Here is a 24,615-nt window from a genome sequence, read left to right on the forward strand (position 1 = left end):
CAACTAACAAGAAGCCGGGGAAGCATTATAGTGAATGAGCGCGTTAAGGCAGTTTTGTACAACCGCTTCTGGTGGCTGATCGATGGATACCGTCACAGCTTCGTTTTTACCAGGGGGTTCTAGCTGGGCGAATTGGCTCTGCAGCATATCATCCCCTTTGAAATAGTGATCTTGTCTTCCCGCAAGGCGATTGCGAATCGTTGCAAAATCGCCCTCAAGATATATAAACACTACGTTTGGCTCATCACGTGATAAACGCTCCCGGTAGCGTCGTTTGAGAGCAGAACAGCCGAGCACCAGCGCTGTTTCTTGAGACAGTAATTTCGCTAAATCAGATAACCAGCCAGCGCGATCCTCATCATCCAAAGGAATACCCTGAGCCATTTTAATGACATTGCTTTGACTATGAAAATCATCGGCGTCATAGAAAGGAATGCCTAATGAGCTCGCCAACTGGGCCCCAATTAAGCTCTTACCGCAACCTGAAACACCCATAACTACAATTTTGCAAGGCTCGGGAACGTTATGCATTGTTGACCTCTTTAGCAGCAACTTTTTCCTTATGGCGCATCCGAATGACGACTAACAGCATAATAACCACCAACACTACCAAACCTTTGGATAATGGTGTGGCTAGTAAATACTCCCATAGCGGCATATTGCGGGCACCTGCAATGCGCATCGCTCTAGCTAAGTTAGTCTCAATCAACGGCCCTAATACCACCCCGATAATGATCGGCGCCAAAGGCACATGTATTTTTTTGAAAATGGCACCAGCGATACCCAGCACAATTGCAATAAAGACATCAAACAGACTATTGCGCAGGCTATAGGCGCCAAACAAGGCAAATACAAGCACCGTTGGTACGATGTATTCCATTTTTATCTTTAAAATATAAGAGAAGTACTTGATCCCTACCGCACCGATGATGGTCATCGCCACCACCGTCAGTAACATTCCATATAAGAACGTAAACGCTACGTCAGGACGATTAACGAATAAGCTGGGCCCAAGTACAATGCCATGGATAACTAGTGCACCCGCAATGATGGCGCTAGTAGGGCTACCTGGTACACCTAGAGCCAATAGCGGTACCATTGAACTACCCACGGTGGCATTATTGGCACTTTCGGCGGCAATAATCCCATCTGGATTACCTTGCTCAAAGGGCACATCGCGACTCGAAGTACGCTTAGCGTCTCCATACGACATAAATACTGCAAGTGTCGTACCTACGCCAGGAAGCAGTCCTACCAAGGTACCGATCAGTCCCGATTTCCAAACCAGAAACCGTTGGCTCAATATATCTTTCACCACCGTCATCCGCAAAATTTTCTGATCGCGATACTGAACCTGTTCACTAGGTTTTTTACCAATATTTAAGAACATTTCAGCAAAGCAAAAAAGCCCTAACACTACGGGAACCACGGAAATACCCGAACGTAAATCTATGCTATCAAAGGTGAAACGCTCAGACCCTGTGATCATATCCACACCGACAGTACTGATAAACAACCCCAGCAATACAGCTAGAGCCGCTTTTAGAATGCTGCCACTCAGTGCGCCGACAATGATTAAGCCGCTTAACGACACGAAAAACATTTCCGCAGGGCCAAATTGCAGCGCCAAACGTGCTAGCGGTGGAGTAAACAAAATAAGAATAAGTACGCCGATAAACCCACCGAACATGCTGGAAAAAATAGAGTAATAAAGCGCTTCTTTAGCCCGACCTTGCTTCGTTAAAGGATACCCTTCCATCGCGACAGGGGCTGCGACGACATCGCCTGGCACATTAATCAAAATAGCGGTAATAGAGCCACCATACATGCCCCCCATATAAATACCGCCAAGCAACAATAGACCGATTTGTGGCTCCATCGTGAAGGTCAGGGGTAATAACAGTGAAATACCAATAGCACCGTTCAGACCGGGAATAGCACCCACGACGATACCCACTAACACACCCGCAAAAACCACTAAAAAAACACTGGGAGTCAATAAATTTAGCAGGATTGAGACTATATCCATGAAAATAACCCGGGTGTTAAAAAAATAAAACCGGGGTAATTAACCCCGGCCATGATTTGGCATCAATTACCGTTAATTTGATCTAAATTATTTTCGATAACAGGCATCAAAACGCTATTCGATTTCTCTAACGTTTCATTAACAGCGCTATCATCGAGATAACGATAAGGGATCTTAGCGTTTTCAAAGTTAGCGATCATTTCTTCGTTAGTGCTAATCGCATTCAAAGCGTCAACAAGCGTCTTACGAACGTCATCAGGCAACCCTTCAGGTGCCACTAGTACCCGAGAAACACCCATTACTAAATCAAGCCCCTGCTCTTTAAAAGTCGGCACGTCAGGGAACATTTCCATACGTTCTTCCGACGCAAAGCCGATCGGCTTGCCGTTTGAATCAACAATCGGGTCATGGCTCATTGAAGATGTCGACGCTAAGTCAATATGGTTGCCTAGCAAAGCGTTCATCAGCTCACCACCACCGGAATAACGTATAGGGGTGATTTGCATATCAGAGCGTTCCGCAAAAGCCAGTGCGTGAAGCAGACCAAGAGCACCAGATTCGCCAATGATCATTTCACCTGGATGTTCTTGACCATAGCTCACCAGCTCTTCCAGAGAACTGTGTTGACTACTAGGCGAGGAAAATACCCCCATCGGCATATCATCAAATGCCGCTAGATAATCAAAACTATCAAAAGTGAAGTTAGTGTCACGGGTATGTTCCAAGACAAAGTTATCAGGATAACCGAATACCCCTAGGGTATAACCGTCTGCCTCGCTACGGGCAATTTCATCAATACCGATCTCCCCACCTGCCCCTTCACGGTTAACGACGTTAACCTGCTGGCCTAGCTCTTCTCCCAAACGATCTGCGACGATACGCGCCACCGTATCCCCCCCGCCACCCGCACTGTACGGAACAATAATTTGAATATTTTTCGTAGGGTAATCCTGTGCTTGGACAGCGCTCGTAGCCGCAACTAGAAACGGTGCACTAAGCAATAGCATTAGGTTGGCTTTCATTATCATCACCTCTTTTATTGGGAGTACTTGGATGAGTTGGCGCCGCTCTTTTATTGCTATGTTTGCAATGCTTTATCAAAAGAGTGCGCCTGAGGGTGCTGGGAGACCCAGCAATAGTGTAAAAATAAGGTACATAAAAAGTGTAATGACTAGTGCGAAAAATATAGCGCGCATCCACAGGGCACTTTTTAGATTTGCTGCATCAATGCGATAGGCGTGGTAGCTATAAATAGTAAAAACCAAGAAAGTGGATGCTGGGTAAAACCCTACGGATACCAATAAGCCATACGCAACCAGCAATAGTCCGCCAGGCACTGCCACTTGAAAAATCAGAATATCGTTAAATTGACCACGCTCTTCACGACGTGCTTCTGACACTTCTTGTGAGACCTTCTTACGCCCTTCCAGTAGCGCTTGAAAAATCAATAATATACCGACAATAACCAGCCCCCACAAAATAAACTGCGGAAATAATGCAGAACGTTCAGGCAAATCGGTAGTTTGCAGGTAAAAAAATATTGAACTAAGTAAAACAACAACACCGAGAATAAGATTTGAAAGCATTTGAGCGCACACGTTAGTGGAACGGTGGATGACTTTTATTACCGGCAATGTTACCGGTAACTTTAATAACATAAAGGCTAGCTATCCCCGGCGATAGAGTCAAAATAAAACTGCTAATTTACGACCAATGTCTTAAAAACAGGCGTGCGGTTGGAAATATATTTCGACAGCTAAAAAGATACGCTTACACCGGCAGCGTAGCAGCAAATTGCGTAACGATCTCTTGGGGCGATAAGGCGATCGAAGTAGTGAAGGCCTCCTCCTCACTGGGCGGCTCCAAGTCGGCCAGTTGGCTGGCCAACATGGTATCGCCTTTAAAGAAGTGGCCTGCCCGGGTTTCAAGCCGTTCAAGCAGTAGTTCCCGACTGCCCTCCAAATAGAGGATCTGCAGCGCTGGGTCGCCTTGTCTTAGCCGATCTCGGTAGCGTTTTTTCAGCCCCGAGCAGGCAATCACCAGCGACTCCTCTCTTGCTCGATACTCGGCGAACAGCGTCGCCAAGGTATCCAGCCACTCGCTCCGGTCATCGTCGTTGAGCGGCGTACCGCTGGCCATTTTGGCCACGTTGGCCGGTGAGTGATGATCGTCACCGTCAATAAAGGTCGAGCCCAGGGTGTCCGCCAACTGCTGGCCAATATGTGACTTCCCACAACCAGATACGCCCATCACTAAAATACGCTGTGAGAGGTTCTTCACAGAGGCTCTCCTATTATTTAATTGCCGCGTACGGCGGTGAGATCAGGCAGCCAAGTGACAATACCGGGGAAAGCAATCAGGATCACTAGCACTACCAAAAGCGCCGCGTAGTAAGGCAGCATGGCTTTGACCAGCGACTCCATGGAGACTTTACCCACACCGCAGCCTACATAAAGACAGGTGCCCACCGGCGGGGTTAAAAGCCCGATGCCCAATACAAACGCCATCAGCACACCGAAATAAGCTGCATCGACGCCCACCGAGGTGACAATAGGCGCTAACATAGGCGCCATGATCACCATCGCCGGGGTTAAGTCCATTACAAAGCCGACTAGCAGCAGCAAGAAAGCCACAATCAATAGCAGCATAAACGGGTCTTGGGTAATTGCCTGTACCTGGCTGACCAGGGTCTGCGGCACCATATTGATGGTAAGAAACCAAGCAATCACCGTCGCGAACGCCAGCAACATCATCACCATACCGGTCAATCGGGCAGTGCGAATCAGCATACCGATCAGCTCTTTAAGCTGGAATTCGCGATAAACCACTAGCGAAATAGCCAGCGCATAGAGCAGAGCCGCCACGGCCGCTTCGGTCGCGGTGAACACGCCAAAAATAATACCGCCAATCACAATCACCGGAAGCACTAGCGCCAGCCAAGCATCTTTAAAGGCTCTCCAGAGACGATCCCAGCGGAACTGTTGCACGCCACCACCATCCTTTTTGGCAAGAATATAGGTGGTCACCATCAGTGCAAAGCCAATCAACAGGCCCGGAATAATACCGGCAATAAACAAGCGGCTAATTGAAGTTTCGGTAACAATGCCGTAGAGAATCAGCGGGATTGACGGCGGAATAATGATCCCGATCACCGACGAGACGGTATTAATAGCGGTGGCATTGGCCGCCGTATACCCCTGTTTTTTCATCGAGGGAATCATCATCGCGCCGGTGGCGGCCGTATCGGCCACTGCAGAGCCACTGATACCGCCAAAGAACATCGAGCCGGTAATCGCGACCTGTCCCAACCCGCCGCGCATAAAGCCGACCAAGGCGGCCGCCAGTTCCATCAAGCGACGGGCAATGCCGCCATTGCTCATCACCTCGCCGACTAAAATAAAGAACGGGATCGCCAGCAGCGGAAAGCTGTTCACCCCACGAATAGACTGCTCGATCATGATCGACAGTGGAATATCTGAGAGAACCGCCATCACCAACGCTGCCACGCCTAAACCAAAGGCAATCGGTAGCCCAATAACGATGGAGGCCAATAAAATAGCCAGAAAAATCCATAGCATGATTAGCGCTCCCGCTCAGGGTGGCGAATAACGTTCAGGCTGACCCACATCCGCCATATCGAAACCGCCGCAATAAAGATAACGCACAGCACCAGCGAAAGGCTGATAAAACTCAGCGGCATGTTCATAATCGCCGAACGCCCACTAGAGCGTGCCAGCACCTGGTAGCCGCCCCAAATCATTACCATCATCAGGCCGGTAATAATCAGGTGCTGTAGCAGATATAGCATATGCGCCAAGCGCAGCGGCAGGCGCCGCACCAGGGCGTCTACGGCTATGTGCTCGTAGCGAGAAAATGCGGCAGCAGCACCGATAAACACCAGCCATATGAACAGCATGCGCGCTAGTTCATCCGCCCAGGGCAGGGAGTGATTAAATAGTGCACGTCCGACCACGTTGCAGGAAACAGACACAATCAACGCTACTAAAATAGCGCCGATCAGATACTCCATGCCCAAGGTCAGCCAGCGGAACAGGGCCGGCCCTTGGCGGGTATCGGTATCGATTTCCAGCGATTTGCGGTTGGGGTCGTCCAGATACACCGAGGGGTCTTCAATCGGCGTAGACGTATTGGGGGGTGTAGAGGAGAGTGACATAGGAGCTCCAGGGCACTGACACGTCGGGCAGGCTAAAAGACCTGCCCGAGTAGTGCGCTAAACGTAAGGTTTAGTTGCTGCTCTCTTCAACAATCTTTTGAATGTCGGCGATCAGGTCTTCACCAATGCGCGGCGCCCACTCTTCGTATACCGGCTGAACGGCGTCCTGGAAGGCGGCAAGCTGCTCGTCATCCAGGCGGGTAATTTCCATGCCACGCTCTGCTAGCTGGTCGCGAGACCAATCGTCGTATTCAGCAGAGAGCTGAATTTCGTACTCTGCGGACTGGCGCGCAGCTTCCAGCACAAGCTCTTGATACTCAGGCGCCATACGATCCCAGGTACGCTCAGAAAGCATCATGATAAAAGGAGTATAGACGTGACGCGTCTCGGTGCCGTAATCCTGCACTTCGTTAAAATTAGAGGTCAGGATGGTGCTCCAAGGATTTTCCTGACCATCAACCACGCCCTGCTCCATCGCAGAGAACAACTCACCAAACGCCATTGGCGTAGGATTGGCGCCTAACGCTTCCCAAATTGCCAGATGTACCGGGTTTTCCATGGTACGAACGCTTAAGCCGCGCACATCCATCCCAGCAACATCTTCAGGGCTTGTCACCGGGCGAGCACTATTGGTTAACTGGCGGTAGCCATTTTCGGAGAAGGCGAGCGCTTTCAGACCGGTACCTTCAAAGGCATCCAGCATGCCCTGAGCCACATCGCTCTGCATGACCGCCACGGCAGCTTCCCGGCTAGGCAGCAGGAAAGGCAGGTCGAAAGCCGCCAGCTCTTCAACATAACCGGTGGTCGCCGAGCTAGACGGATAGGTCATGTCCAGCGTACCGGTTTGCAGCATTTCCAGCATCTGTACATCGTCACCTAACTGACTGTTAGGGAAAACGTTAACAGTGATACGTCCGTCGGTGCGCTGTTCCAGAATCTCACCAAAGTATTTACTGGAGAGGAACTGAGGCGAACTTTCCGCAAGACCAATGCCCATGCGCAAAGTATGCGAACCGTGATCGCCGACGACTTCGCCTTCGATCTCAGGCGGATCAGAGAGCTCGGGGCTTTGAGCGTGGGCCATACCCAGCGTCAGGGTCGTCGCGCCGACGAAGGTCAGTGTGTTGCGCCAAATAGCGGTCATAGCGTTATCTCCAAATACTCATTGTTGTTTATAGCGAATTGTTTATAGCGAACTTAAAAGTCCGGCAACTTGTTACCGGTAACATTCAGTAAGCGCAGGCTAGCCACCTACCCTGTGCGTGTCAAAACAAAACTGCCAACTTACGACCAACGTCTAGGGATAGCCACTAACTGCTTCCCGCGCTACATTAGACGACGTATTTCGGATCGGAACCCAGACTTGTGCAACCATCTTGTAGCGAATTAGAGCTCGATCACCAGCTTTGCTTTGCGCTCTATTCAACCTCGTTGATGATGACCAAAGTTTATAAACCTCTGCTCAAAAAGTTGGGGCTTACTTACCCGCAATACCTTGCCATGCTGGTATTGTGGCAAAACGATGGCATCACAGTAGGCACAATGAGTAAGCGTCTACTAACCGATCCTGGCTCACTGACGCCTCTGCTTAAGCGCCTTGAAGCCGATCAGCTGTTGAATCGCAAACGCAGTCATGAAGATGAACGCGTGGTAGAGCTGTATCTCACTGAGAAAGGCAAAGCGCTTCGCGAACAGGCGTGCCATATTCCCAGCTGTGTGGTGCATGCCAGCGAGCAGTCGATTGAGGCACTGACCACGCTGAAAGAGGACTTGGTGCGGCTACGCGATAGCCTGCAAAAGAACCAATAGCCTTCGCTTGCTGGCGCAGGGCATTGAGATTTATTTGCCATTTATATTGCGCGCAAAATAAAGCTGCGCTAAGTTAATGGTGCAGGTTCATAATGAAAACACTGACAGGAGATACAGAATGACGACCACTATTGAAAACGTTGTTTATCGTGCCCACGCCACCGCTACCGGCGGCCGTGAAGGCCAAGCCAAATCGTCCGATGGCGCGCTGGATGTTAAACTCAGCACGCCAAAGGAGCTGGGTGGCGCAGGCGGTGATGGCACCAACCCAGAGCAGCTGTTTGCTGCTGGCTACTCAGCCTGCTTTTTAGGCGCGCTTAAGCACGTGGCGGGCCAGGAAAAAGTGAAGCTTCCCCAGGATACAAAAATTGATGGCCACGTAGGTATTGGCGCCATTCCTACCGGCTTTGGTATCGAAGTTGAACTTAAAATCAGCCTACCCGGACTTGAGCAGGATGTCGCCCAGCAACTGGTCGACAAAGCCCATGTTGTCTGCCCCTACTCCAACGCTACCCGGGGCAATATCAACGTCACCCTGACCCTGGTCTAAGCTTCGTAGCCTAGTTTATTTTTTATTTGAATCAATCATTTAGCGCCCACGCCACCGCTTTCTGCGCATGCAGAGCGGTGGTGTCGTAAAGCGGCACCGAGGTATCGCGCTGACTCACCAGCATGGCTATTTCGGTACAGCCTAAAATCACCGCCTGGGCGCCTTGGGCATGCAGTGAATCAATGATGGCCAAATAGCGCTGCCGGGACACATCTTCGATACGCCCTTGGCAAAGTTCCTGGTAAATAATCTGATGAACGACATCACGCTCAGACTGATCCGGCACGACGACCTCAATACCGAACTGCTCTTCTAAGCGGCCGGTATAAAAGTCCTGCTCCATGGTAAAGCGCGTACCCAATAGCCCAACGCGTGTAATTCCGTCGATCTGTAACTGCTCGGCAGTGGCATCGGCAATATGCAGTAGCGGGATCGTAATCGCCTGCTCAATAGCGGGCGCGACTTTGTGCATCGTATTGGTGGCAATCAGCAGGCAGTCGGCACCTGCGCGTTCGACGCTTTGGGCGGCGCTGGCCAGCAGATCCCCGGCGGCGTTCCAGTCCCCCTGTTGCTGCAGCGACTCAATTTCGGCAAAGTCGACGCTAACCAGCACGATCTTAGCCGAATGAAAGCCGCCTAGCGCCGCTTTGACGCCTTCGTTTAAGGCCCGGTAGTAGCCCTGGGTCGACTCCCAGCTCATACCGCCTAGTACACCAATAACACGCATCCGCCACCTCATTTAGGGAAAATGAACTACTTTATTACCAGGCTAAACACTAGCTAGCCGCTTTGTCACCGATAACCTATTTATAGCGAGGATACTAATGAGCGACAACACCTATACGCCCCCGAGTGTTTGGAAGTGGGAACCAGGCAACGGCGGTAAATTTGCCAATATCAATCGCCCCATTGCGGGCCCTACCCATGACAAGGCGCTGCCGGTGGGCAAACACCCGCTGCAGCTCTACTCGCTAGCCACACCCAATGGCGTCAAGGTCACAGTGATGCTTGAAGAGCTGCTGGAGAAAGGTGTAACAGGCGCCGAGTACGACGCTTACCTGATTCAAATTGGCGAAGGCGATCAGTTCAGTAGCGGCTTTGTCGAGGTGAACCCCAACTCCAAAATTCCCGCGCTAATGGATCACTCTACTAATCCGCCTCAACGGGTATTTGAGTCTGGCGCAATTTTGCTCTATTTGGCTGAAAAATTTGACGCCTTCCTACCCAGGGACACGGCGAAGCGCACCGAATGCCTCTCCTGGCTGTTCTGGCAAATGGGCAGCGCACCGATGTTAGGCGGTGGCTTTGGCCATTTTTACGCCTACGCGCCGGAGAAATACCAGTACCCGATTGACCGCTACACGATGGAAGTAAAGCGCCAGCTTGATGTGCTTGACCGCCACTTGGCGGAAAACCGCTTTATGGCGGGTGATGAGTACACCATTGCCGATATGGCGATTCACCCCTGGTATGGCGCGCTGGTGAAAAATCGCGTCTACGAAGCGGCTGAATTCTTGGAAGCCCACACTTACAAGAACATTCTACGCTGGACTGAAGAGATTGATGAGCGCCCCGCCGTTAAACGCGGTCGGATGGTCAACCGCACCTTTGGCGAGCCCCATGAGCAGTTGCACGAACGTCATGATGCCAGCGACTTTGAGCTCAAAACGCAGGATAAAATTTCAAACGACGAGTAATCGTTGGCGAATCAATACAAAAAAGGTCTACGCTTGTTAATATGGCGTAGACCCTGATACGAACTATCGGTAAAACGTTAACTCGGCGCTACTTCATCAAGATAGCAGGAGGTGTCGATCTAGCCTTGACGGGGCCCCCGTACGCCCTCCAGGCTTGATTGAGAGCCCTCAGCTTGATGCTTGACGACACTTAGTGTTCCCTCGGTTTCTAACACGACTGCCTCCACGTCAGCGATGTCGCTCAGTCCATTGCTGCGAATAGCCGCCTGAATCTCATCTTGAGTAACCCGCGCTTTTTGCATGGCGGTAGTAATAAATTCCCCACGATAAAACAGCATCACTGGCTCCCCCGTCACTAATCGGCGTACCCAAGCGGTGCGTACACTGGCCCAGGTAATAAGGAACTGAAGAGCAATCAGTAGCGCCATCGCCAGCGCCCCTTCAGCCAATGCCACGTTCTTGGACAAGAGCACGGTAGCCAGGGTAGAACCCAGCGCCACGGTCACGATCAAATCGAACGCATTCATCTTGGAGAGCGTACGGTTGCCCGATATTCTCAAAAAGAGAACGAGCGCAGCATATGCCAGCACACCAATAACGAGCGTTCGAAATAACTTTTCCCAGCCATTAAAAAAATACATTTCCATATACACTGCCTCCTTGTAAGCCCACTTTATACAAACATTACGCACCTCAACACTTAGGCTAGCAGCTTTGACTCGACTCTGTTCGTTACGGTGAGACTTGACTTAGTTCTGATCCTCCCACCATTTAGCATAAGAGCTCTTGTGAGGTGCAAGACCACCTTCATCCGGCGCGTTATCATCCCACCATACGGGGCCACGCTCACCGAGTGCTTCTTTAGCGCTTTGCACTGCGTTGCGGGCTTGGCGAATCGCGTCTTCATCGTCTTGCTGTTGGGCTGTTCTAACCGCCCGACGAGCCTTCATTAATGCTTTAATATGGGTGCGCTTTTCATCTTCACCTAAGCGCGGGTCAGTGCAGCGCCATAGCCGATTTTTGGCGACGAAGTAGCGCCCATCCGGGGTATGAGGATACTTGTTGGCCATAAGCAATTCTCCTTTCCCGTGGGCGCGAGCGACTACCCGAACCGTTTTAGAAGCGTTTAGATAGCGTGATAGAACCGAACTTATCCTGCTCGTCTTGCCCGTCGAATTCACGAGAGCGCTGAACAACGGCGTAAGTCACCTGCCAATCTTCCCAGGCCAGGGCCAGCCCCGCTGAGACATCGCCCACCCACTCTTTGCGATCAACCGAGTGGCTATTTCTAAACGTATTGCCGTCCAGCGTCAGGTTTTGCGCCATATAGTAGCCGTCTACGCTGGCAAACAGGTACCACTGCCACCCCTCTTTACCGACCATGTAGTGGCGGCTACCGGGGTTGGGTGTCAACGTCGGTATGCCAGCCGCTTCATCCCCCCAACGCACGCTATACCCAGCGCTTGCGTAGGTGTAGAGGTTACCCAAAGCAGCACCGACACTAGGGCCATGGGCAAACTGTTTGCCGATCAAGGGGGAGCTATGCCACCACTGGCGCCGCATGGCGACGTTGACGATGGCTTCATCGCCCAGCTGATTATTCCATCCATTGGGTCGGTCACTTTCAGTGATACGGTGTACTTCACGCTGAATGCTATCGGCTAGTGACGAAGGCCCTACCAAACCAATATCCAAGTGCAGGTCAGTCGCCTGGCGCCAGTTTTCCATAGGCACATCTTCATAGAGCGACATACCGCCATAAACTATCCCTGCGTAGGGGCGATCGTCTTCAACCAACCCACGCTGTTCAATATTGTTGGGTGTATAAATTTGATGCACGAGCCGAAAAGCTGCCATATCAGCGTTGCCGATGAGGCTATCGGGCAAAGCAGTGGCCAAGCGCTGGCTCCAGCTTTTAGCTTCAGGTTCAAACGCCCAATTGAGCTCAAAACCGCTGGTAAAGTGGCCATCATCACTGCTGGCCATACCATCATTTTCGTGCTTGATCGAGAGAACGCTATCGTTGGCCTGCGCGAGCGTTGATAGCAGGCTTACAACAGCCACTAGCGGGAGCAGCTGCCATCGTAGAGAGGTAATTGCTTTCATTACTCGTTCCTTGAGATTTTCCTAGGGAGCGTTTTTGGAGACTGCTTTTTGATGAATATCAACAAACATTGTTGATTGTATGTAATTGTGCAAAAAGATAGCAAGCATACTTTTTCTGTCGTCTATAGAAAAAGGCTAAGTCACTAAAAATTAAGGGTGGCTCATAGGCCACCCCTTATGCGGTTGCTTGCTTAGACGTATAGCGTAGTCGACTAGACGAAAGTTTGTAGGCTAAAGGCTTAGTTTAATCACTACCTGTCGCGCAGCAGCCACTGCGGGGTAATTTCGTGCTGGCCGTTTTCATCGGTGATATACAGCGATCCTTCACTGATCATAACCGCCCAGTTAATCGCCCTGGGCAGGTCTTTAGCGATGGTCGCGAGCGCCTCCTGGGGCAGCCCTGCCACATGGAGATTTTTCAGCGACGCCACACTCGGCAGCACTTTGCTCTCCCATAGATCTACCCGACCATAGGCAAGTAGCGATACGCGCTCAGCCCGCCGTGAACACCAGGTGATGCGCTCGGCATCCGGCAGGCCTACTTCAATCCAGTGCAGCAAGCGCCCATCCAGGCTTTTCTCCCATAACGCTGGCTCATCCACATCAGAGAGCCCACGCCCAAAGGCGAGGGTCTCGCTGTACCACAGCACATAGGCGAGCAAGCGTGCGGTCATGCGCTCTTCGGTTTCGGAGGGGTGGCGAGCCACGGTAAAACGCAGCGTTTCATACACCCCGCGATCCAGATCGGTAAGATTAATATCAACTTTGTAGGGCGTTGCGCTAAGAGCCATGGACGTTTCCAAACGAAATTTGCGTCAGTGTACCCGATGCCGAGTGTTCCTGGAGAATTGCCACGTAGCTTAAGGCTTACGGTAATCAGCTGTTGCGTTGCCATTTTTCAGCGTATCGGTTTCATGCATGGACTCGCGCCATGGCTCCTCAAGCGCAGCTTGATACCACGTTTGCATGGCAGGCAGCGCTAATAAGTGTTCAACATACGTTTGGGAAGCCTCGCTGAGCGGTAAGCTGAATGTCTGCGCACGAAACGCCACAGGGGCATAAAATGCATCGACAGCCGTAAAGTGACTGCCTGCTAAAAACGGCCCACCAAAGCGCTCCAGCCCCTGCTGCCAAAGTGCATCCAAGCGCGCCACATCCGTTTTAAGTTTGGTCGATAAGCTGTTCAATGCCACCCGCATACCGCAATTCATCGGACACTCGTCACGCAGCGTACCAAAGCCGCTGTGCATCTCGGCAGTAGCTGAGCGTGCCCAGGCGCGGGCGGTCTTGTCACTTGGCCAAACGTTGGCGTGTTGCTCGGCCAGATACTCGACAATCGCCAGAGAGTCCCATACCGCCAGCTCGTCATCATCTTTCACATCCACCAGACAAGGCACTAAGCCCGAGGGTGAAAAGCGAATAAAGGTGTCGTGGCTTGCCCCAGTGCCCCCTTCAAAGGGCATGAGATGTTCATTAAATGGAATCTCCAGCGCCTTCATCAGCACCCAAGGGCGCAGTGACCAGGACGAGTAATTCTTGTTGGCAATATACAGATCAAACATGCAGCGCTCCTTATAAGAAGATATAGAATTAGCTGATTTGGGCAGGCATCCTTATCGCGCCGCTTGAGCCAACGTGTTACCGCCTAATCCCATCAATACGCCGCCGCCTATACGCTGAATGAGGCGGGAAGAGCCTTGGGATCTTTGTAGCCACGCCCGCAGTGGGCTAGCAAGCAGAACCACCACAACATCCGCAGAGGAGAACAGTACATTGGTGGCAATACCCAGCCAAAGCAACTGCCACGCTACCGGCATCGCGCTCTCGGGCTGCACAAATTGGGGCAAAAAGGCGACGAAAAAGAGTGCGGTTTTAGGGTTAAGCACTTCCACCAGAAAGCTGTCGCGCAGCACGCGTTTAGTGGTGGCCAACGGCACTTCATCGCCATGGGCGCGAATGCCCTGCTGCCATAGCCGTAGCCCCATCCAGAGCAAGTAAAGCCCGCCGATAATTTTCATGGCGATATAAGCAGGCGGGATCGCCGCAAACAGCAGCGCCAGCCCAAGTGCGGCGGCTATCACATGGACATAGCAGCCCATATGCACCCCCATGACCGCTAACCACCCTGCTCGTCGGCCACGCCCCAGGGTTTGCGCTGCGGTATACAGCATCGCAGGCCCAGGTAAGTAGGCAAAACCAAGCGCGGCGAGGATAAACGCGGCCCATTGCATTTTGGCAACTCCGACAAGATGAGTAGTAGAGAGCCTTCGAGCATAAAACGGAGGTGACGCAAGCGCCACCCCCTAAATAAGTAAAACTGGAACGAATAAAAGCCTAGAAGCCTGATTTTAGAAGCCTGGCTTTAGAAACTGGTATTAGAAGCTAGGCTTGCGCTTCTCGACAAACGCTGCCATGCCCTCCTTCTGCTCTTCACCGGCAAAGCAGAAGGCGAACAGGCTGGTTTCCAGCGCCAATGCGCTGTCCAGGTCTTGATCCATCCCGTCGTGAACTGCCTGCTTAGCTCCGCGCACCGACTGCGGGCCGTTGCCCTTGAGCTGCTTGGCTAACTCTTCAACGTAGTTTTCTAGCTCCGCTTGCGGCATTACCCGGTTCACCAAGCCGATACGTAGCGCCTCTTGGGCATCGATTTTGCGCCCGGTGGTGACCAGATCAATCGCCATGGCGGGGCCAACGCGGCGCGGCAGGCGCTGGGTGCCGCCAAAGCCGGGGATGACACCTAGCAATACTTCCGGTTGCCCAAACACCGCGTTGTCGCTGGCTACGGCCCAGTCGCAGGCCAGTGCCAATTCGCAGCCGCCACCAAGGCAAAACCCGTTCACCACCGCGACCACCGGCACGGGCAGTGTCTCAAGACGTTTAATCGTACGCAGCGCCTGGCTAGCGAAGGCCCGCGCCTCTTCGGGCGTTTTATCACGCATCTCGGTGATATCAGCACCCGCTACAAAAGACTTCTCGCCCGCGCCGGTAATCACTACGCCGCGCAGAGTGGGATGAGACTCAAGTTCTACCAGGTGCGCTTCCAACGCGGCGAGCACTTCGCTGTTCAAGGCATTAAGCGCTTTAGGACGATTGATGGTCAGTCGTACCATCCCATCGTTATCAACCTTCTCGATCACTGCTTCGCTCATGGCGGACTCCTTATTTGATTTGTTATGGAATATCAAAGTGGGTACCACTCAACCCTAGCGAACGCTTGGTTGAGTGGCAATGACTTATTTATGCCGCGCTCTTCACGTCAGTGCAAGCTAATCGTAGTGATAAAACCCCCGCCCGCTTTTGCGGCCCAGGTAGCCCGCGGCCACCATGCGCTTGAGCAGTGGGCAGGGGCGATATTTGGGATCGCCAAAGCCTTCCTGAAGCACTTCCATAATCGCTAGACAAACATCCAGGCCAATTAAATCTGCCAGCGCCAACGGCCCCATGGGGTGGGCGGCGCCTAGCTTCATGGCGTCATCGACTGCTTCCGGCGTCGCGGTGCCCTCTTGAACTATAAACGCGGCTTCGTTGATCATCGGTACCAGCAGGCGGTTCACCGCAAAGCCTGGCGCATCACCCACGGGAACAGCGGTTTTGCCTAAGGCGATAGCGAGCTGTTCAATGCGCTCAACGGTTTCATTTGACGTTTGTTCCGCACGAATCACCTCCACCAGTTTGAGCACCGGTACCGGGTTGAAAAAATGCATACCTACTACTCGCTCTGGGCGTTCGCAAACGGCCGCTAAGCGAGTTAATGACAGCGACGATGTATTGGAAGCCAAGATGGCCTCGCTGCTTAAACGGCTTAGGTCGCGGAACAACTTCTCTTTCAGTTCAGGCTGTTCCGGAGCAGCTTCAATAATTACCGCACAATCACTCAACGTATCTAGCGTCGTGGTCGTCGAAAGGCGCGCCAAGGCAGCGTCTTTATCCGCATCACTGATTTTTTCTTTCGCTACCAGCTTACCCAAACCTTTATCAATATTTGCCTCAGCGCGACTAAGCTGCTGCTCTGCTACATCGTAGAGCCTAACGGTGAAGCCACTCGCCGCCACTACCTGGGCAATCCCCTGCCCCATTGTGCCGGCCCCTACTACGCCAATCGTTTTGTCGCTCATACCCTCACTCCTTAAATGCGTTATCAATGATTTTTAGCTTCTTCGCGCAGGACGAACTTTTGGATCTTGCCCGTTGAGGTTTTCGGCAGCTCGCTAAAAATGACTGTTTTAGGGACTTTGTAGCCCGCCAGATGTTCGCGACAGTGGGCGATAATGTCGGCCTCAGTGACTTCGCCGTAACCGACTTTAAGCTTCACAAAGGCACAGGGCGTTTCGCCCCACTTCTCGTCGGGCTTGGCCACGACTGCCGCCTCTTCGACCGCAGGATGGCCGTAAATAGCATCTTCCACTTCGATGGTTGAGATATTCTCACCGCCGGAAATAATGATGTCCTTGGAGCGGTCTTTAATCTCGATATAGCCATCCGGGTACCATACGGCAAGATCACCGGTGTGGTACCAGCCGCCTTCTAAGGCCTGCTCGGTCGCTTCGGCGTTCTTCAAATAGCCCTTCATGACGTTGTTGCCGCGCATTAGTATCTCGCCGATGGTTTGGCCGTCTTTGGGCACCGGCTCCAGGGTAAGCGGGTCGGCTACGCACAATGCTTCGAGCATATGGTAGCGCACGCCCTGGCGGGCTTTGATCTTGGCCCTGGCTTCCAGCGGCAGCTCATCCCAGGCTTCGCGCCAGGCACACACGGTCACCGGCCCATACACTTCAGTCAGGCCATACACATGAGTCACTTCAATACCCAGCTTTTCGACACCAGCAATCACCGAGGCAGGCGGCGCGGCACCGGCAGTAGTGACTTTCACCGGGTGATCGAACTCACGTTTATCTTCAGCGGGCAGATTCACCAACCCATTAAGAATAATCGGCGCCCCGCTAAAGTGGGTGACCTTTTCATCGGCAATCAACTGCATGATCTTTTTGGGGTCGACCCGGCGTAGGCAGACGTTCACCCCGGCGTTGGCGGCAATCGTCCAGGGAAAGCACCAGCCGTTGCAGTGGAACATCGGCAGCGTCCACAGGTAGATGGGATGGTGGGGCATCGCCCACTCCATAATGTTACTCACCGCGTTGAGATAAGCACCGCGGTGGTGATAAACCACGCCTTTGGGCTTGCCGGTGGTACCTGAGGTGTAGTTAAGCGAGATCGCATTCCACTCATCGGCAGGCAGTTGGTAGGCGAACTCCGCGTCACCCTCTTCAAGCAGCGCTTCGTACTCGATCTCGCCAATGCCCTGGGTGTCGCCGAGAAACTCTACGTCAGCGACATCGATAATCAGCGGCTTGTGCTCAAGCTTGGCAACGGCTTGCTGGATGACGTCGGCAAACTCGGGATCGACCAGAATGGCTTTGGCCTCGCCGTGCTCCAGCATATAGCTGATCGCCTCGGCATCCAGGCGAATATTCAGCGTGTTTAATACGCAGCCAGCCAGCGGCACACCGAAGTGCGCTTCAAACATCGCTGGAATATTAGGCAGCATCGCTGCTACGGTCTGGCCCGGCTGAATCCCCCGCTTTTCGAGCGCAGAGGCAAGCTGGCGGCAGCGCGTCCAGGTCTCGCCCCAGGTACGCCGCGTGCGGCCATGAACCACCGCAGGGTAGTCGGGATAGATCGACGCCGAGCGCTCGATAAAGGTCAGCGGGGAAAGGGGTACATGGTTGGCTACGGTTTTGGGTAAGCCTTGCTCGAAAATAGCGGTCATGGTCGGCTCCTGGTCTTATTATTAAGCGTGTTGTTGAAGTCGGTATTAGTAAAAGCGTTCGTTTTAATTGGTTGTTTTGATAGTATAGAAACAGCACCGCCGCCTCATAGGGCGGCGGTGCTGACTGAAAAAATTAGCGTTAGTGAACCTCAAATTCGCTTAAACACTGTATACCCGCCTCAATCACCGCCCGCTGGGCGCGGCCTACCGGCAGCCATTGAGTAATCGCAAATTCGGCGCTGCGTATCTTGGCAGTATAGAAGGGATCATCGCTGCCGTTGTTAAGGGCGGCCTGGGCACTAAGCGCCGCCTGACCCATTTGCCATGCACACAGCACGTGGCCTGCCAATGTGAGAAACGGCGTAGCGTAGGCCTGCACTGCGTCTGGGCCGGTTTCAGGATCGCTGCCTTGTTTTAGCACTAGCGCTTGGGCGGCTTTTAAATCGTTCAAGCCTGCGGCCAAGCCCCTGCCCAGCGCTTTTAGTGCTGGGTCGGCGTTTAGCTGCTCCACGGTGGCAGCCACGTCATACAGCAGCATGGTGAGCGCTTCGCCGTTGTCACGCTGGAGCTTACGCCCTGCCAGATCAAGCGCCTGGATACCGTTGGTGCCTTCGTAAATCGGCGCAATGCGCGCATCGCGCAGTAGTTGGGCGGCGCCGGTCTCTTCCACGTAGCCCATGCCTCCGTGTACTTGAATGCCCACGGAGGCGATATCCACCGCTTGATCGGTAGAGAAGCTTTTAATCACCGGAATCAAAATATCCGCGCGGGCCTGGGCCGCTTGGCGAGCATCGTTACTTTCAGCGTGACGGGCGGTATCCAACTCGGCGGCGCAGTAGAGCGCCAGGGCGCGCAGCGCATCGGTACGCGAACGCATGGAGAGCAGCATACGGCGCACGTCCAAGTGGTCGCTAATAGTACAATTCTCACCGCCGCGTGCTTTGGGGGAGCGGCCCTGAGTGCGCTCCAAGGCGTAGGCAAAGGCGTGCTGGCAGGCGCGCTCGGCCACGCCAATGCCTTGAATGCCGACTTTGTGGCGTGCCTCGTTCATCATGGTGAACATATGGTTAAGACCACGCCCCTCTTCACCAACCAAGTAGCCTATGGCGCCGCCGTGTTCGCCAAAGCTGAGGGTACAGGTGGGCGAGCCGTGAATGCCCAGTTTGTGCTCAATAGACGCACAGGTGACGTCGTTGCGCTCGCCCAGCGAGCCGTCGTCGTTAACCAGGAATTTGGGCACCAGAAACAGCGAAATGCCTTTATTGCCTTGCGGCGCATCAGGTTTGCGGGCCAACACCAGGTGGATAATGTTTTCGGCGGCGTCGTGCTCGCCCCAGGTAATATAGATCTTCTGGCCGCTGATGCGGTAGTGGTCGTTTTCAGGCACCGCGCGAGTGCGCACTTGGGAGAGATCTGAGCCCGCCTGGGATTCGGTCAGGTTCATGGTGCCCGCCCAGGTGCCTTCCACCAGTTTGGGCAAGTAAGTCGCTTTTAATTCATCGCTGCCGTGATGGGCCAGCGCCTCGATGGCCCCGGCGGTCAGCATGGGGCAGAGACCCAGCGCCATATTGGCACCGTGAAGCATCTCCTGCACCGCGCTAGCGACCACTTCAGGGAGGTTCTGGCCACCCAGAGCCTCTGATACGCCAATACCGTTCCAGCCGCCTTCGACATACGCCTGGTAAGCCGCCGCGAAGCCCTCCGGTGTGGTCACGCTGCCGTCGGTGTGGCGCTGGGCTCCCTGCTGATCGCCAATCTTGTTAAGTGGCCCCCAGACGTCACCGGCTAGCTTTGCGGCCTCTTCGAGCACCGCCTCAATCAGATCGGGCGTGGCTTCTTCAAAGCCCGGCAGTCTGAGCGAGCGGTGCGCTAATAGCTCTTCGAGCACAAAGCGCAAATCGCGTACCGGTGCGGCGTAAACATTCATGGCGAACCTCGGGCTGAAAAATTAAACAATTGTTTGAAAGTATGCCCTAGATAGTAGTAATACTCTCTCACCTACACCATTAGCCCAAGGTATCACCTGCTACCGACAACGTCTTCGCTGCATTTTATTTTCGCTTGTTTACTTGTTCCACATCATCATAGTAAGTGATATGGCTTTCATCTTCCGCGGGTGGCCCTACCACCGGTTCGGCGGCCTCCACATCCCATACGGCATCGGAGAGATCCTCCAAGTGCTCGTGCTCCAGCGCCCCCTGAATCAACTCCTCGGTGACCACCAGCTCAGCACCTGCAGCGGTCATGGGCGTCGTTGGTGTAAAGGGTGCCACAGGCACCGGCGCTGGGCGTACGCTACGCCGCCAGGAGAAGAACATTAAGAAGAAGAGGCTGAGTGAGCCGAAAGCCCAGAACAGACCCGCATCCCCCATGGCGGTCATCACCGGGGAGATCATCAGCGGGCTGATCGTGGCGCCAATCGAGTTGATCAGCAGCAAGCCTTGGCTCATGCGCACAAGTGCCCCTGCGGGAGCGCGATCGGCCGCGTGACTCACCGCAACCGGGTAGAGCGCAAATACCCCACCGCCAAGCAAGAACAGCAGCACCGCCAGCATTGGCGTCGAAAGCGGCAGCCAGAGCATCGCCGCCGAGATCAGCACACAGAAACCACTAATGCCGATCAACACCATCTGTCGGTCATGACGATCCGACCAGCGGCCAATAGGGTACTGCAGCAGCATCGCGCCCATAATCACTACCGCCATCATCTGCCCCACTTGGTTGACGCTCATACCAATGCGCTGCAGATAAAGCGGCAACAGGGTATACGCTGCTGCGACGACCATCCCGGAGCCTAAGCTGCCCATCACGCCGGTGGGGGTCAGCGTGATCAAACGGTGAGGAGGAAGCGGTTCAGCGTGTTCAATAATAGGTGATACACGAGGTATCATCGCCATCGGCAGCACAGACAACGAGGCCAATAGCCCAATTACCATAAACGGGGCGGTCACGCCCATGGCATCGGTCACACCCAGCAGCAGTTGACCCAATACCCCAGCGGCATATAGCGAAATCATATACAGCGCCAGTAGGCGGCCACGAACCTTTTGGTCGCCTGACGTCAGCAGCCAGCTTTCAATGACCAGATACACCCCCACCGTGGCCCAGCCGCCGATCAGGCGAAGCACAAACCACGCCCAGGGGTCGAAGAACAAGCCTTGTAGCAACACCGTAACGGCGACTAATGAGGCAAAACTGCCGTAGGCGCGAATATGGCCAATGCGCAGCAACAGGCGGTCATTCACCATGGCGCCTAAGGCTAAACCGATAAAGTAAGCCGACGACACAATACCGATGACCGTGGCCGACTCACCGGCGGCATCCAAGCGCACGGTAATTAAGGTGGCGAGAAAACCGTTGCCAATCCCGAGAATGAAGAGCCCTAACAGGGGCGCTAGCGCCATGGCTAGCAGTTGCCGCGACATGAAAACCTCGTCTTGCCTAAAAGTAGTGAAAAACAGGAGTGAAAACGCAGATAAATGTGTTCACAGAAACCGTTATCTCACCTGGCACATCGAGTCAGGCCGGGATAGCGGCGCGCAATTATTACCCTCAAGGGGGCAAAGTCAATGCTTTTCTAACGTTACAATTGTTCACGTTAGCGTTTTGTATAGAATAACCACGTCTGGCCCAGGAAATTCCACTACTAAACTATTCTTTTGTGCCCACCAGCGAAAGGTCTCCTCACTAAAAAAGCTGATATGCGTGGGATCGCTAATATAGTGCCAGCGGGCAAAAGCTTCCGGTGAAGAGACGCGCTTGGTCATCAGCCCTAGATAGCCGCCGGGTGCCAGTTGAGCCACTAATTGAGTGAGCACCTGACCAGGCTGCGACAAGTGCTCAACCACTTCTGTTGCGGTGATAAAATCATATATTTGTGTCAAAGCTGAGGCATCGGGAGCGTAAAAAGGGTCGTAAAGAGCCATCGGGAAGCCCTGCTCGGCAAACATTACCGACAGCGTAGGCCCTGGCCCAGAGCCAAAATCGAGCCCACGGGCGTTGGGTGAGAGCTTCGCTAATAGCGGGATAAATAAACGCCCTAAAAAGCGTCGATATCCCGTATCATGCGGCGAGTTTTGATGTTTATCGTATTCGGCCTTTTCTGCAGCGGCGCTTAAATGCTGCTCGGGGGGGACAAATACCAGCTTGCACGTGGCACACTGGTAGTAGTCACGACGCCGATCCCGGTGGTAGAGCGCAGTAGTGTATTCAGCGCAAAGCGGACAGCGGCGCATCATTGTATTCTCTGGTTTAACGTTATGTATTAAGGAAGGTGGCATGCTATCAGGTCTGGATCATCTTGTTGTTACCGTGACCGACATCAGTCGTGCAGTGGATTTTTACTCGCGGGTTTTAGGCTTAGACGTACGCTATCGCGATGCTCAAAGGGTCGACTTAATGCTCGGGGATACGGCACTACGCCTGCATCAAACAGATACTGACATTGCCCCCATTTCAGCGACACCCACGCCCGGCAGCCTCGATTTATGCCTGCGTTGCCAGCTGCCGCTGGATGAGTTCAAGCAGCACTTAGATGCACTGGCGATTGACGTAGAACTAGGCCCCGTGGCTCGCCAAGGCGCCAATGGCCCGATTGAATCCCTCTACCTGCGCGACCCGGACGGCAACCTGTTAGAGATATGCCGCCCCGCCTCACGTTAATGCTAAGTCTAATGAACCCAGGTATCATATGTCGCGCTTAAACAGCGCGCCCTGATGTGCGAGGCATTATTACCCGCCACCGCACTTATACAGATCTGTCGAAAGGAAACATTATGCTTGATAAGGAAACTGATTCTCCACTCGAAGGCAACGTCATCAGCGAAGAGGAACATCAGCCCGATACCACCATGGCCATGGTGATCTACGCGCTCTATCTGGCTAGTTTTGTCCTTGGCTTTACGTCGATTATTGGTGTGGTCATCGCTTATGTCTATAAAGGCAAAGGCCCTACGTGGCTGGACGAGCACTACCGCTATCAGATTCGCACTTTCTGGATGGGGTTGGTGTACGGCATTGTGTTTTCACTCTTGACCCTGATACTGATCGGTTTCCCGCTTTTGCTGGCGCTAGCCGTGTGGTTCATTATTCGCTGTGTTAAAGGTTTTAAAGGGCTGCAAGAAAAACGCGCGCCTTCCAACGTAGACACTTGGTTGATTTAACGATGGCAATACAGGGGGCTAAAAACACTAAACGTTTTTCCAAAGCCAGTGTAATCAGTTGGCTATGGCGTCAGCTAGCACGCTGGCCGCTTGCTCGTCTATGGCGTATTGCTTCGGCGCTCGGCCCCCTGATTTACCGCTTTAAGAAGCGTGAGCGCGAGGTGACAGAGCGCAACCTAAACATCGTTTACCCTCGCCTCTCTGCTTTAGAACGTAAGTCCCTTGCTCACCATAGCTTGCGTCACTCAACGGCTACGATGATAGAGTTGGGCCACGCCTGGATGGCAGAGCCTGATAAAGTAGAAGCCAGCATTTTAGCGGTACATGGTCGCGAGAAACTCGACAACGCTCGCAGCGAAGGCCGCGGCGTAATTGTACTTGCCCCACACTTCGGCAACTGGGAGGTGCTTAACTTCTGGCTATCGAGCCATTTCCCTTTCACTGCAATGTACGAGCCACCCAAAATCATCGACCTCGACCCGGTCATTCGTCATGGTCGCGAACGTATGGGGGCAAGTCTTGTACCCACCAACCCCCGCGGTGTGGCGGCACTGCTTAAAGCGCTTAAACGCAGCGAAGCGATTGGCATACTTCCTGATCAGGAACCCGATTGGGGCAGCGGTGTTTTTGCACCGTTCTTTGGCCGCGAGGCCTACACCGCCACCCTGCTACCCAAGCTGGTCGCCCGGACTCAGGCACGGGTAGTCACCGGTATAGCGCTACGTATCCCGGGTAAAGGCTTTGAAATCCATTTTCTGGATGCTGACGAGCGGGTCTATAGTGACGATGATGTACAGTCTGCCACCGGTGTCAACGCTTGCGTAGAGAGCGCGATTGCCCTGGAACCGGCACAGTATCAATGGGAGTACAAACGCTACCGTAAAGTCGTGCAGGAGCAGCAAAATCTAGCCAATTTTCGTGACTATCGTCTTTATTAGGCTGAAAAAGAGAGGAGTGATGACGCAAAATTATATACCTCGCGATGAGATGCGCGCGCCACAGATAATTTACGCACTCTACTTAGCAGGCATTGTCACTGCCAATATCACCCTGCTGATTGGCGTAATCATCGCCTATGTTTATCGTAAAGAAGCAGCCCCCTGGCTGCAGCAGCACTATCGTTACCTGATCCGCACCTTTTGGATTGGCACGCTGTATGCCTGCATAGCCTTTCTGCTCAGCATTGTGATAGATGGCACCCTACTCTGGCCACTGCTAGCAGTATGGCTGGGGGTGCGCTGCCTGCTCGGCTGGATCAGTGTTCGCAAAGGGCTAACACCGGCACGCCCTGCCAGCTGGCTTTGGTAAGCCGCGTGCTCCC

General features: G+C 53.3%; 28 protein-coding genes. 7 read left to right on the forward strand and 21 right to left on the reverse strand.

Going from position 1 to position 24,615, the window contains the following annotated elements:
* Positions 1–3: 3 nt before the first annotated feature.
* The 8 genes from QT231_RS07135 to QT231_RS07170 form a co-directional block, all read right to left on the reverse strand.
* Positions 4–531: a gluconokinase gene (locus tag QT231_RS07135; RefSeq protein WP_308336223.1), complete on the reverse strand. Its 528-nt coding sequence runs from the start codon at positions 529–531 to the stop codon at positions 4–6.
* Positions 524–2,029, reverse strand: coding sequence for a tripartite tricarboxylate transporter permease (locus QT231_RS07140; protein ID WP_308336224.1), 1,506 nt, complete (start codon positions 2,027–2,029; stop codon positions 524–526). The genes QT231_RS07135 and QT231_RS07140 overlap by 8 nt, the downstream gene beginning before the upstream one ends.
* A gap of 62 nt (positions 2,030–2,091) precedes the next feature.
* A complete protein-coding gene (locus tag QT231_RS07145; protein WP_308336225.1) occupies positions 2,092–3,051 on the reverse strand; it encodes a tripartite tricarboxylate transporter substrate binding protein in 960 nt (319 codons plus the stop codon).
* A gap of 75 nt (positions 3,052–3,126) precedes the next feature.
* Positions 3,127–3,687, reverse strand: coding sequence for a tripartite tricarboxylate transporter TctB family protein (locus QT231_RS07150; protein WP_308336226.1), 561 nt, complete (start codon positions 3,685–3,687; stop codon positions 3,127–3,129).
* Between the two features lie 112 nt (positions 3,688–3,799).
* Positions 3,800–4,309: a gluconokinase gene (locus QT231_RS07155; RefSeq protein ID WP_308336227.1), complete on the reverse strand. Its 510-nt coding sequence runs from the start codon at positions 4,307–4,309 to the stop codon at positions 3,800–3,802.
* A gap of 17 nt (positions 4,310–4,326) precedes the next feature.
* Positions 4,327–5,607, reverse strand: a complete 1,281-nt coding sequence (locus QT231_RS07160; RefSeq protein ID WP_308336228.1) for a TRAP transporter large permease — start codon at positions 5,605–5,607, stop codon at positions 4,327–4,329.
* Positions 5,608–5,609: 2 nt separating this feature from the next.
* Positions 5,610–6,203 carry a TRAP transporter small permease gene (locus QT231_RS07165; RefSeq protein WP_308336229.1) on the reverse strand — a complete coding sequence of 198 codons (594 nt, stop codon included), beginning with the start codon at positions 6,201–6,203 and terminating at the stop codon, positions 5,610–5,612.
* 70 nt (positions 6,204–6,273) lie between these two features.
* A complete protein-coding gene (locus tag QT231_RS07170; RefSeq protein WP_308336230.1) occupies positions 6,274–7,347 on the reverse strand; it encodes a TRAP transporter substrate-binding protein in 1,074 nt (357 codons plus the stop codon).
* A 221-nt stretch (positions 7,348–7,568) separates the two neighbouring features.
* Here QT231_RS07170 and QT231_RS07175 point away from each other — a divergent pair, with 221 nt between their 5' ends.
* The gene (locus QT231_RS07175; RefSeq protein ID WP_022520513.1) at positions 7,569–8,012 is read left to right on the forward strand and encodes a MarR family winged helix-turn-helix transcriptional regulator; all 444 of its coding nucleotides are present in this window, start codon (positions 7,569–7,571) and stop codon (positions 8,010–8,012) included.
* A gap of 118 nt (positions 8,013–8,130) precedes the next feature.
* On the forward strand, positions 8,131–8,562 hold the full coding sequence (locus QT231_RS07180) for an organic hydroperoxide resistance protein (protein ID WP_133731219.1): 432 nt from the start codon (positions 8,131–8,133) through the stop codon (positions 8,560–8,562).
* 31 nt (positions 8,563–8,593) lie between these two features.
* Here QT231_RS07180 and QT231_RS07185 read toward each other — a convergent pair whose 3' ends face one another.
* Positions 8,594–9,289 (reverse strand): aspartate/glutamate racemase family protein, encoded by a 696-nt coding sequence (locus QT231_RS07185; RefSeq protein ID WP_308336231.1) that lies wholly within the window; start codon positions 9,287–9,289, stop codon positions 8,594–8,596.
* A gap of 97 nt (positions 9,290–9,386) precedes the next feature.
* Here QT231_RS07185 and yghU point away from each other — a divergent pair, with 97 nt between their 5' ends.
* Complete coding sequence (gene yghU, locus QT231_RS07190; protein WP_308336232.1) at positions 9,387–10,259, forward strand: glutathione-dependent disulfide-bond oxidoreductase; 873 nt, start codon at positions 9,387–9,389, stop codon at positions 10,257–10,259.
* Between the two features lie 119 nt (positions 10,260–10,378).
* Here yghU and QT231_RS07195 read toward each other — a convergent pair whose 3' ends face one another.
* From QT231_RS07195 to QT231_RS07250, 12 genes are all read right to left on the reverse strand, one after another.
* Positions 10,379–10,906, reverse strand: coding sequence for a YetF domain-containing protein (locus QT231_RS07195; RefSeq protein ID WP_308336233.1), 528 nt, complete (start codon positions 10,904–10,906; stop codon positions 10,379–10,381).
* Positions 10,907–11,008: 102 nt separating this feature from the next.
* Positions 11,009–11,329 (reverse strand): hypothetical protein, encoded by a 321-nt coding sequence (locus QT231_RS07200; RefSeq protein WP_308336234.1) that lies wholly within the window; start codon positions 11,327–11,329, stop codon positions 11,009–11,011.
* A gap of 46 nt (positions 11,330–11,375) precedes the next feature.
* Entirely contained in the window at positions 11,376–12,365 is a 990-nt protein-coding gene (locus tag QT231_RS07205; RefSeq protein ID WP_308336235.1) for a lipid A deacylase LpxR family protein, read from the reverse strand.
* 251 nt (positions 12,366–12,616) lie between these two features.
* On the reverse strand, positions 12,617–13,156 hold the full coding sequence (locus QT231_RS07210; RefSeq protein WP_308336236.1) for a YaeQ family protein: 540 nt from the start codon (positions 13,154–13,156) through the stop codon (positions 12,617–12,619).
* A 69-nt stretch (positions 13,157–13,225) separates the two neighbouring features.
* Positions 13,226–13,927, reverse strand: a complete 702-nt coding sequence (locus QT231_RS07215) for a glutathione S-transferase family protein (protein ID WP_308336237.1) — start codon at positions 13,925–13,927, stop codon at positions 13,226–13,228.
* Between the two features lie 51 nt (positions 13,928–13,978).
* Positions 13,979–14,596 (reverse strand): LysE family translocator, encoded by a 618-nt coding sequence (locus tag QT231_RS07220; protein ID WP_308336238.1) that lies wholly within the window; start codon positions 14,594–14,596, stop codon positions 13,979–13,981.
* A 144-nt stretch (positions 14,597–14,740) separates the two neighbouring features.
* Positions 14,741–15,514 carry an enoyl-CoA hydratase-related protein gene (locus tag QT231_RS07225; protein ID WP_308336239.1) on the reverse strand — a complete coding sequence of 258 codons (774 nt, stop codon included), beginning with the start codon at positions 15,512–15,514 and terminating at the stop codon, positions 14,741–14,743.
* Between the two features lie 117 nt (positions 15,515–15,631).
* Complete coding sequence (locus QT231_RS07230) at positions 15,632–16,480, reverse strand: 3-hydroxybutyryl-CoA dehydrogenase (protein WP_374694383.1); 849 nt, start codon at positions 16,478–16,480, stop codon at positions 15,632–15,634.
* A gap of 23 nt (positions 16,481–16,503) precedes the next feature.
* A complete protein-coding gene (locus QT231_RS07235; RefSeq protein ID WP_308336240.1) occupies positions 16,504–18,132 on the reverse strand; it encodes an acyl-CoA synthetase in 1,629 nt (542 codons plus the stop codon).
* Positions 18,133–18,271: 139 nt separating this feature from the next.
* Positions 18,272–20,059 (reverse strand): acyl-CoA dehydrogenase, encoded by a 1,788-nt coding sequence (locus QT231_RS07240; RefSeq protein ID WP_308336241.1) that lies wholly within the window; start codon positions 20,057–20,059, stop codon positions 18,272–18,274.
* Between the two features lie 124 nt (positions 20,060–20,183).
* Positions 20,184–21,557: an MFS transporter gene (locus QT231_RS07245; RefSeq protein ID WP_308336242.1), complete on the reverse strand. Its 1,374-nt coding sequence runs from the start codon at positions 21,555–21,557 to the stop codon at positions 20,184–20,186.
* Between the two features lie 168 nt (positions 21,558–21,725).
* Complete coding sequence (locus QT231_RS07250; protein ID WP_308336243.1) at positions 21,726–22,370, reverse strand: class I SAM-dependent methyltransferase; 645 nt, start codon at positions 22,368–22,370, stop codon at positions 21,726–21,728.
* 40 nt (positions 22,371–22,410) lie between these two features.
* On the opposite strand from QT231_RS07250, the gene QT231_RS07255 reads away from it, so the two are divergent.
* The 4 genes from QT231_RS07255 to QT231_RS07270 all read left to right on the forward strand — a co-directional run bounded on the left by QT231_RS07255 (position 22,411) and on the right by QT231_RS07270 (position 24,602).
* A complete protein-coding gene (locus QT231_RS07255; RefSeq protein ID WP_308336244.1) occupies positions 22,411–22,794 on the forward strand; it encodes a VOC family protein in 384 nt (127 codons plus the stop codon).
* Between the two features lie 113 nt (positions 22,795–22,907).
* A complete protein-coding gene (locus tag QT231_RS07260; RefSeq protein WP_308336245.1) occupies positions 22,908–23,294 on the forward strand; it encodes a DUF4870 domain-containing protein in 387 nt (128 codons plus the stop codon).
* Positions 23,295–23,296: 2 nt separating this feature from the next.
* On the forward strand, positions 23,297–24,232 hold the full coding sequence (locus tag QT231_RS07265) for a lysophospholipid acyltransferase family protein (RefSeq protein WP_308336246.1): 936 nt from the start codon (positions 23,297–23,299) through the stop codon (positions 24,230–24,232).
* A gap of 19 nt (positions 24,233–24,251) precedes the next feature.
* Positions 24,252–24,602, forward strand: coding sequence for a hypothetical protein (locus QT231_RS07270; protein WP_308336247.1), 351 nt, complete (start codon positions 24,252–24,254; stop codon positions 24,600–24,602).
* The last annotated feature ends 13 nt before the right edge of the window (positions 24,603–24,615 follow it).

Source organism: Halomonas sp. SpR1 (assembly GCF_031010175.1).
GTDB lineage: Bacteria > Pseudomonadota > Gammaproteobacteria > Pseudomonadales > Halomonadaceae > Vreelandella.